This window comes from Paenibacillus sp. KS1 (assembly GCF_001680695.1).
Lineage (GTDB): Bacteria > Bacillota > Bacilli > Paenibacillales > Paenibacillaceae > Paenibacillus_B > Paenibacillus_B suaedae.
In genome coordinates this window covers 1-720 of the sequence record NZ_MAIS01000279.1, presented here as the reverse complement: position 1 = coordinate 720, position 720 = coordinate 1, and the positions used below count along the sequence as shown (strand labels likewise).

The following is a 720-nucleotide window of genomic DNA, read 5'->3' as shown; positions in this document are numbered from 1 at the left end:
GAAGGGATTACCCATCCAAGCCAATTGTATGGACCAAGTGTTAGCGCACTTGGTCTTTATTACATATATAGTATCATATCAGAAAAGATGTATCAAAGGATTGAAAAAATGTTGAAACCAAGAAGACGTAGTCATTCACAATCGAAAGAATCCATCTCGAAGATGGCATCCCTTTCAGATAACACCGTATCTACGCTGCAGACTTTTCCCTTGGTTCCCGAGAAGTGATAAACAAGGTGTGTGTTCAGCTCACAACCAAGCAAGATTAAGTCTATCGTAGTTACTGATGCTCCTTTAAGGTAGATACAGTAACGTTAAGCGAAATCTTTATAGTTTTATGAAAGCAGGGATACAATGAAGGATTTATTTCTAAATTTCTCTATTGGAATTGTTTCTGGTACCTTTGCTGGATTACTTTCCAGCTTTCTTGTATATCTTTTTTCTGAAAAGAGAAATAAAGTGAGAAAAATTATTGAATATGCTGAACAAACTTCTGAAAGAGCATTTCAAGTTTTAGCTGAAGCAAATGCATTTTATGAAGGAAGTTCCATTGAAACACTAAAGATGTTATTAAAGAAAGAAGTACGTAGAGCGTTTCCAGGAGATATTGTTGATAAATCAGAATCAAGCCAAAGACTTCAAGATGCAATTGCCGGATGTAATAGAGCACTATATGGGATTGAACAATCGTTAGAGTCAGAAAATGTTCCAGACAACTTA

General features: G+C 35.6%; 1 protein-coding gene. It reads left to right on the top strand.

Annotation, left to right across the window (positions count from 1 at the left end; genetic code table 11):
• Positions 1-354 precede the first annotated feature (354 nt).
• The coding region (locus BBG47_RS28300; protein WP_139070838.1) for a hypothetical protein at positions 355-720 on the top strand (366 nt) is incomplete at its 3' end.